8 protein-coding genes are annotated in these 7,675 nt (G+C 69.4%); all 8 read right to left on the reverse strand.

Features of this window, described 5'->3' with window-relative positions; genetic code table 11:
- Positions 1–75: 75 nt before the first annotated feature.
- Positions 76–318, reverse strand: coding sequence for a hypothetical protein (locus AC1D01_RS13815; protein ID WP_477867083.1), 243 nt, complete (start codon positions 316–318; stop codon positions 76–78).
- A 31-nt stretch (positions 319–349) separates the two neighbouring features.
- The gene (gene lpxC, locus AC1D01_RS13820; RefSeq protein ID WP_477867085.1) at positions 350–1,285 is read right to left on the reverse strand and encodes a UDP-3-O-acyl-N-acetylglucosamine deacetylase; all 936 of its coding nucleotides are present in this window, start codon (positions 1,283–1,285) and stop codon (positions 350–352) included.
- 72 nt (positions 1,286–1,357) lie between these two features.
- Positions 1,358–2,557, reverse strand: coding sequence for a cell division protein FtsZ (gene ftsZ / locus AC1D01_RS13825; RefSeq protein WP_047505983.1), 1,200 nt, complete (start codon positions 2,555–2,557; stop codon positions 1,358–1,360).
- 160 nt (positions 2,558–2,717) lie between these two features.
- Positions 2,718–3,947, reverse strand: a complete 1,230-nt coding sequence (gene ftsA, locus AC1D01_RS13830) for a cell division protein FtsA (RefSeq protein ID WP_477867095.1) — start codon at positions 3,945–3,947, stop codon at positions 2,718–2,720.
- 16 nt (positions 3,948–3,963) lie between these two features.
- Positions 3,964–4,773 carry a cell division protein FtsQ/DivIB gene (locus AC1D01_RS13835; RefSeq protein ID WP_477867087.1) on the reverse strand — a complete coding sequence of 270 codons (810 nt, stop codon included), beginning with the start codon at positions 4,771–4,773 and terminating at the stop codon, positions 3,964–3,966.
- Positions 4,774–4,788: 15 nt separating this feature from the next.
- Positions 4,789–5,775, reverse strand: a complete 987-nt coding sequence (locus AC1D01_RS13840; RefSeq protein WP_477867089.1) for a D-alanine--D-alanine ligase — start codon at positions 5,773–5,775, stop codon at positions 4,789–4,791.
- Complete coding sequence (murC, locus tag AC1D01_RS13845; protein WP_477867091.1) at positions 5,775–7,193, reverse strand: UDP-N-acetylmuramate--L-alanine ligase; 1,419 nt, start codon at positions 7,191–7,193, stop codon at positions 5,775–5,777. The genes AC1D01_RS13840 and murC overlap by 1 nt, the downstream gene beginning before the upstream one ends.
- The coding region (locus tag AC1D01_RS13850) for a UDP-N-acetylglucosamine--N-acetylmuramyl-(pentapeptide) pyrophosphoryl-undecaprenol N-acetylglucosamine transferase (RefSeq protein WP_477867093.1) at positions 7,190–7,675 on the reverse strand (486 nt) is incomplete at its 5' end. The genes murC and AC1D01_RS13850, both read right to left, overlap by 4 nt.

Below are 7,675 nucleotides of genomic sequence, written 5' to 3' on the forward strand. Positions count from 1 at the left end.
GCCGACCGCCCCAGCCGAGCCCCCAGCCCCTCCGGCCACCCGCCGCGCCGCGCCCAGCGGAAGCAGGAGCAGCGTCTAGTCGTCACTCGGCAACGGCACCTCGACCACCGGCGGCTCCCCACGGAAGACCCGCACGATGTGCAGATAGACCATCGCGTTGACGTAGAACAGCACCACCACCATCGCGATGCGGAACACCTTGATGCCGAGCTTCTGCCAGTGCTTGTCGTCCATCGCGAGGAACATGCCCCACGCGATGCCGCTGCCCAGCAGCAGCAGCGCCGCAAGGCCGAGCATGATCCAGCTGAAGATGGCCATCAGGGGTGCGGGGAGTTGAGGTTGAAGGGTGTCACCACGCCGGAGCCAACGCAGCAAGACCCGCCGGCGCTTCGCGTTCGTCCTCGAAGCTGRCGATCTCGTAGCTCGACGCATCGGCCAGCACCGCGCGCAGCAGCTTGTTGTTCAGCGCATGGCCCGACTTGTACGCGGTGTACGCGCCGATCAGCGGATGGCCGGCCACCTGCATGTCGCCGATCGCGTCGAGGATCTTGTGCTTGACGAACTCGTCGTCGTAGCGCAACCCGTCGGAGTTCAGCACGCGGTAGTCGTCGACGACGATCACGTTGTCCATGCTGCCGCCCAGGCCCAGCCCGCGCGAACGCATCATCTCGACATCCTTCGTGAAGCCGAAGGTGCGGGCGCGCGCGATGTCGCGCTTGTAGTGGCCCGAGCCCATGTCGAACACCACGCGCTGGCCGGTCTGGTTGACCGCCGGGTGGTCGAAGTCGATTTCGAACGTGAGCCGGTAGCCGCTGTACGGCTCGAGCCGCACCCACTTCAGTTTCGGCCCCTCGCCCTCGCGCACCTCGACCGGCTTCAGGATGCGCATGAAGCGCTTCGGCGCATCCTGCAGCTCGATGCCGGCCGACTGCAGCAGGAACACGAACGATGCAGCCGAGCCGTCGAGGATCGGCACCTCTTCGGCCGTGATGTCGACGCGCAGGTTGTCGATGCCGAGCCCGGCGCAGGCCGACAGCAGGTGCTCGATGGTGTTGACCTTCGGCGCGCCCGGGTCGCCGTTCAGCGACAGCGTGGTCGCCATGCGCGCCTCGGAGATCGACAGCACCGCCACCGGGATGTCGACCGGCGTCGGCAGGTCGATCCGGCGGAACACGATGCCGGTGTCGGGCGGCGCCGGCCGCAACGTCAGCTCGACGCGCTGGCCGCCGTGCACGCCGACGCCGACGGCGCGCGTCAGGGACTTGAGGGTGCGTTGGGCAAGCATCCGCGGATTCTATTCAGTGGGCGACCCAAGCACGCTTGGATCGCCCTAACGCCTTGATAGCGAGCACCAACCTCAATCGGCTTGCTTGCGCAGGAACGCAGGGATTTCAATTTCATCCATCCCGTTGCTCGCCAGCGCATCCACCTTCGCCGCGGCCGTGCGGCCGTTGCGCCAGACGCTCGGCACGCTCAGGCTGCTGTAGTCGTGCGCGCCGCCGCCCGGCGGGTTGACCGGCTGCGTCAGCACCGGGATGTTGTCGGTGCCGGTGCGCTGCGCGACCTGCGTGTGGACCACGCTGATCGGCGCGGCGACGCGCTTGGCCGGGCTCAGGCCGGTGGCGATCACCGTGACGCGCAGCTGGTCGCCCAGGCTCTCGTCGTAGGCGGTGCCGTAGATCACGTGTGCATCGTCCGCGGCGTAGCGGCGGATGGTGTTCATCGCGTTGCGGCTCTCGCTCAGCTTGAAGCTGCCCTTGCCGGCAGCGATCAGCACCAGCACGCCGCGCGCGCCGGACAGGTCGATGCCCTCCAGCAGCGGGCAGGCCACCGCCGCATCGGCCGCCTTGTGCGCGCGGTCCGGGCCGCTGGCCGTGGCCGTGCCCATCATCGCCTTGCCCGGCTCGCTCATCACCGTCTTCACGTCCTCGAAGTCGACGTTGACGAGGCCCGGGATGTGGATGATGTCGCTGATGCCGCCGACGGCGTTCTTCAGCACGTCGTTGGCATGCGCGAAGGCCTCGTCCTGCGTCACGTCGTCGCCGAGCACGTCGAGCAGCTTGTCGTTCAGGATCACGATCAGCGAATCGACGTTGGCTTCCAGCTCGGCCAGGCCCGCGTCGGCCGCCTTCATCCGGCGGTTGCCTTCGAAGTCGAACGGCTTGGTGACCACGCCGACCGTCAGGATGCCCATCTCCTTCGCGATGCGCGCGATCACCGGCGCGGCGCCGGTGCCGGTGCCGCCGCCCATGCCGGCGGTGATGAAGAGCATGTTCGCGCCCTTGATCGAGTCGCGGATGCGGTCGACCGCTTCTTCCGCCGCGGCGCGGCCGGCCTCCGGCTTCGCGCCGGCGCCGAGCCCGGTGCTGCCGAGCTGGATCAGGTGGTGCGCCGTCGAGCGGTTCAGCGCCTGCGCGTCGGTGTTCGCGCAGACGAATTCCACGCCTTGCACGCCGCGCGAGATCATGTGGTCGACCGCGTTGCCGCCGCCGCCGCCGACGCCGATCACCTTGATCTGCGTGCCCAGGTCGAAGTCTTCGATCATTTCAATGGCCATGGTGTTCTCCAATCCTTGTTGCAGTTGCCGTTCTGGGGTGGGACTCTGATGAGTCCTCGTCTGGTGTGTTGTTGTTCTTCATGGGGGATGCCTGCTGCCACCGAGCGCGAGGCCGAGGCATGCGTGAGTGCTTGTCTTCATGCGTTGTCTCCGTGGTGTGTCAGAAGTTGCCGAGGAACCAGTCCTTGGCGCGACCGAAAAGCGTCTTCACCGAGCCGGCCTGCTGCGCGGCCTTGATGCCGCGCGCACGGCCGAGCCGTGCCTCCTCGAGCAGGCCCATCACGGTGGCCGAGCGGGGGTTCGCCACCATGTCGTGCAGCGAGCCGTGGTACGTGGGAATGCCCTTCCTCACCGGCTTCAGGAAGATGTCCTCGCCGAGCTCGACCATGCCCGGCATCACCGCCGCGCCGCCGGTCAGCACGATGCCGCTGGACAGCAGCTCCTCGTAGCCGCTCTCGCGGATCACCTGGTGCACCAGCGAGAAGATCTCTTCGACGCGCGGCTCGATCACGCCGGCCAGCGCCTGGCGGCTCAGCATGCGCGGCGGCCGGTCGCCCAGGCCCGGCACCTCCAGGTTCTCGCTCGGGTCGGCCAGCAGCTGCTTGGCGACGCCGTACTCGACCTTGATCTCCTCGGCATCCTTGGTCGGCGTGCGCAGCGCCATCGCGATGTCGCTGGTGATCAGGTCGCCGGCGATCGGGATCACCGCGGTGTGGCGGATCGCGCCGTCGGTGAAGATCGCCACATCCGTGGTGCCGGCGCCGATGTCGACCAGCGCCACGCCCAGGTCCTTCTCGTCCTCGGTCAGCACCGCATGGCTGGACGCGCTCGGGTTCAGCACCAGCTGGTCCACCTCCAGCCCGCAGCGCCGCACGCACTTCACGATGTTCTCGGCCGCGCTCTGCGCGCCGGTCACGATGTGCACCTTCACCTCGAGGCGGCCGCCGCTCATGCCGATCGGCTCCTTGACCTCGTGGCCGTCGATCACGAACTCCTGCGGCTCGACCAGCAGCAACCGCTGGTCGTTCGGGATGTTGATCGCCTTCGCGKTCTCCACCACGCGCGCCACGTCGACCGGCGTCACCTCCTTGTCGCGCACGATCACCATGCCGGTGGAGTTCTGGCCGCGGATGTGGCTGCCGGTGATGCCGGTGTAGACGCGCGTGATCTTGCAGTCGGCCATCATCTCGGCCTCCTTCAGCGCCTGCTGGATGCTCTGCACCGTCGCGTCGATGTTGACCACCACGCCGCGCTTCAGGCCGTGGGCCGAGGCGATGCCGAGCCCGGYGACGCGCAGCTCGCCGTCGGGCAGCACCTCGGCCACCACCGCCATCACCTTCGCGGTGCCGATGTCGAGGCCGACCACCAGGTCCTTGTATTCCTTGGCCATGTTCCGTGTCACCCTCTCATTTCCGTCTGCCGGGGGCCGCAGCCTCCAGCGTCGTGGTGATGCCCTTGAGCCGCACCGCATAGCCTTCGTTGTGGCGCAGGTCGGCGTAGACCAGCGGCCGCTGGTAGCGCGCGATCACCTGCGGCAGCGTGCCGAGGAATCGCTCGACGCGCGCCTGCATCTCCTGATCGGTGCCGCGGCCCAGTTCGACCTCGGCGCCGCTGTCGAACTCCGCACGCCACGAGCCGCGCCCGCTCAGCGACAACGCGTCCATCTCGAGCTCCTGCCGCGCGAACAGCGGCGCGAGCCGGCGGTACATCGCGAGCACCTGGCCCGAGCTGCCGTCCGGGCCGGCCAGCGTCGGCAGCCGGTCGTCTTCCACGTCGCCGAGGTTGGCCTCGAACACCTCGCCCTCGGTGTTGACCAGCTTGTCGCCGTCGTCCTGCGACCACAGCGCCGCGGCGCGGTGCTCCTGCAGCGACACCGCGATCCGGTTCGGCCACACGCGGCGCACGATCGCGTGGCGCACCCACGGCACCGATTCGAACGCGCGCTGGCCGCGCCCGAGGTCGAAGGTGAAGAAGTTGCCGGCCAGCTGCGGCAACGCATTGGCGCGGATCGTCGACACGCTGTTGCGCGCCAGGTCGCCCTCGACGCGGATCGCACGGATCGCGAACACCGGCTGGCGCGACAGCCACAGCATCAGCAGCGCCATGAAGATCGCCGCGGCCAGCACGAAAAGCGCCGACGCGCTGGCGTTGAGCAGGCGCACGTCCACCGGCAGCTCGGCGGCCGGTGTGCGGTGGAGTGCGGCGGTGTGGCGCATGCGGTTGGGGTGCGGTCAGGCCTTCGCGGTGTCGAGCGTGGCCAGCGACAGCAGGTAGGCGCACAGCTGCTCGTAGCTGATGCCCGCGGCCTTGGCCGACATCGGCACCAGCGAATGCGAGGTCATGCCCGGCGAGGTGTTCATCTCGAGCAGGAAGGGCTGGTTGTCGCGCTTGCGGATCATCAGGTCGGCCCGACCCCAGCCGCGGCAGCCGAGCGTGCGGTAGGCCTGCACGACGATGCGCTGRATCTCGGCCTCCAGCGCGGCATCGAGCCCGCTCGGCACGTGGTACTGCACGACGTCGGTGAAGTACTTGTTCTGGTAGTCGTAGGCGCCCTCGGGCGCGGCGATGCGGATCACCGGCAGCGCCCGCGCGCCGGCGCCGCGGCCGAGCACCGGGCACGTCACCTCGGCACCGTCGATGAACTCCTCGCACAGCACGTCGGGGTCGTACCTGGCCGAGAGCGCGACCGCATCGGCCATGTCGGAGTAGCCCTGCACCTTGCTGACGCCGATCGACGAGCCCTCGCGCGGCGGCTTCACGATCAGCGGCAGCCCGAGCTCGTCGGGCACCGCCTGCACCTGGGCGCGGTCCTGGCGGTCGGGCGCGAGCCACACGTAGCGCGGCGTCGGCAGGCCGTCGGCCAGCCAGATGCGCTTGGTCATCACCTTGTCCATCGCGATCGCCGAGGCCATCACGCCGGAGCCGGTGTACGGCACGCCCAGCAGTTCGAGCGCGCCCTGCACCGTGCCGTCTTCGCCATGGCGGCCGTGCAGCGCGATGAAGCAGCGCGCGAAGCCTTCGTGCTTCAGTTCGGCGAGTTCGCGATCGGCCGGGTCGAAGGCATGTGCATCGATGCCTTGCGATTGCAGCGCGGCCAGCACGCCGCCGCCGGACAGCAGCGAGATCTCGCGCTCGGCAGAGCTGCCGCCCATCAGCACGGCAACCTTGCCGAGCGACTTCGGATCGATGGGAGTCTTCGGGTTCAACGGGCTGGACATCACACGCCCTCCTTCAACAGTTCGAGCACCTGGCCCGGCACGGCGCCGATCGAGCCGGCGCCCATCGCGATCACGACATCGCCGTCGCGGGCCTGCGCGGCGATCGCCTCGGGCATCTGCGCGATGTCGTCGACGAAGATCGGATCGACCTTGCCAGCGACCCGCAGCGCGCGCGCCAGCGAGCGGCCGTCGGCGGCGACGATCGGCGCCTCGCCGGCGGCATACACCTCGGCCAGCAGCACCGCATCGGCGCTGCCCATCACCTTGACGAAATCCTCGAAGCAATCGCGCGTGCGGGTGTAGCGGTGCGGCTGGAACGCAATCACCAGGCGACGGCCGGGGAAAGCGCCGCGCGCCGCCGCGATCACCGCGGCCATCTCGACCGGGTGGTGGCCGTAGTCGTCGATCAGCGTGAAGTTGCCGCCGCCGTTGGCGCTGCGCGCCGCCGGGTCGCCGTAGCGCTGGAAGCGCCGGCCGACGCCGCGGAACTCGGCCAGCGCCTTGACGAGCGGCGCATCCGGCAGCTCCAGCTCGGTGGCCACGGCCACCGCCGCGAGCGCGTTCAGCACGTTGTGCTCGCCCGGCAGGTTCAGCGTGATCGCGAGGTCCGGCAGCACGACGCCGTTGCGGCGCTGCACCGTGAAGCGCATCTGCCCGCCCGGCAGCGCCTGCACGTCGACCGCGCGCACCTGCACGTCGGCGCCGAGCCCGTAGGTGACGACCGGGCGCGACACCATCGGGATGATCGAGCGCACGCCCGGATCGTCGCCGCACAGGATGGCCGCGCCGTAGAACGGCATGCGGTGCAGGAACTCGACGAAGGCCGACTTCAGCTTCGCGAAGTCGTGCCCGTAGGTGTCCATGTGGTCGGCGTCGATGTTGGTGACGACCGACAGCACCGGCAGCAGGTTCAGGAACGAGGCGTCCGACTCGTCGGCCTCGACGACGATGTAGTCGCCCGAGCCGAGCCGCGAGTTCGCGCCGGCCGCGTTCAGCTTGCCGCCGATCACGAAGGTCGGGTCGACGCCGGCCTCGGCCAGCACGCTGGTGACCAGCGAGGTGGTGGTCGTCTTGCCGTGCGTACCGGCGATCGCGATGCCCTGCTTCAGGCGCATCAGCTCGGCCAGCATCACCGCGCGCGGCACCACCGGCACGCGCCGGCTGCGTGCGGCGATCACCTCGGGGTTGTCGCCCTTCACCGCGGTCGAGGTGACAACCGCCTCGGCGCCGGCGATGTTCGAGGCGTCGTGCCCGACGAACACGCGGATGCCCAGCGACGCCAGGCGTTGCGAGGTGGCGCTGTCACTCTGGTCGGAGCCGGAGACGGTGTAGCCGAGGTTGTGCAGGATCTCGGCGATGCCGCTCATGCCCGCCCCACCGACGCCAACAAAGTGGATGTGCTTGACGGCGTGCTTCATGCCACCAGCCTTTCGAGTTCATTCGCCACGCGCGCAGCGGCGTGGGGTCGGGCGAGGGCTCGCGCCTTCGTCGCCATCGTGTTCAGTGCCTCGCGCGTCAGGCCCTTCAACAGGTCGGCCAGGCGCTGCGGGTTCAGTTCGGATTGCGGCAGGTGCAGGCCGGCACCGTGCTGCGCGAGCCACTCGGCGTTGTCGCGCTGGTGGCTGGTGGTGCTGACGACCAGCGGCACCAGCACGCTCGCGACGCCAGCGGCGCACAGCTCGCTGACCGTCACCGCACCGGCGCGGCAGACGATCACGTCGCAGGCCGCCAGCCGCGCCGCCATGTCGTCGATGAAGGGCAGCACCTCGGCATCGATCCCGGCCGTCGCGTAGGCGRCGAGCACCAGGTCGAGCTGCGCGGCGCCGGTCTGGTGCGTGACGCGCGGGCGCGCCTGCGCCGGCAGCAGCGCGAGCGCCTGCGGCAAGGTCTCGTTCAGCAC

It is taken from the genome of Rhizobacter sp. P3_B12 (assembly GCF_056402895.1).

What these genes read in the sequence shown, in the direction of transcription:
- AC1D01_RS13815 (WP_477867083.1), bottom strand. Translation starts at nt 318, where the DNA reads ATGGCCATCTTCAGCTGGATCATGCTCGGCCTTGCGGCGCTGCTGCTG.
- ftsZ (WP_047505983.1), bottom strand. Translation starts at nt 2,557, where the DNA reads ATGGCCATTGAAATGATCGAAGACTTCGACCTGGGCACGCAGATCAAG.
- AC1D01_RS13835 (WP_477867087.1), bottom strand. Translation starts at nt 4,773, where the DNA reads ATGCGCCACACCGCCGCACTCCACCGCACACCGGCCGCCGAGCTGCCG.
- murC (WP_477867091.1), bottom strand. Translation starts at nt 7,193, where the DNA reads ATGAAGCACGCCGTCAAGCACATCCACTTTGTTGGCGTCGGTGGGGCG.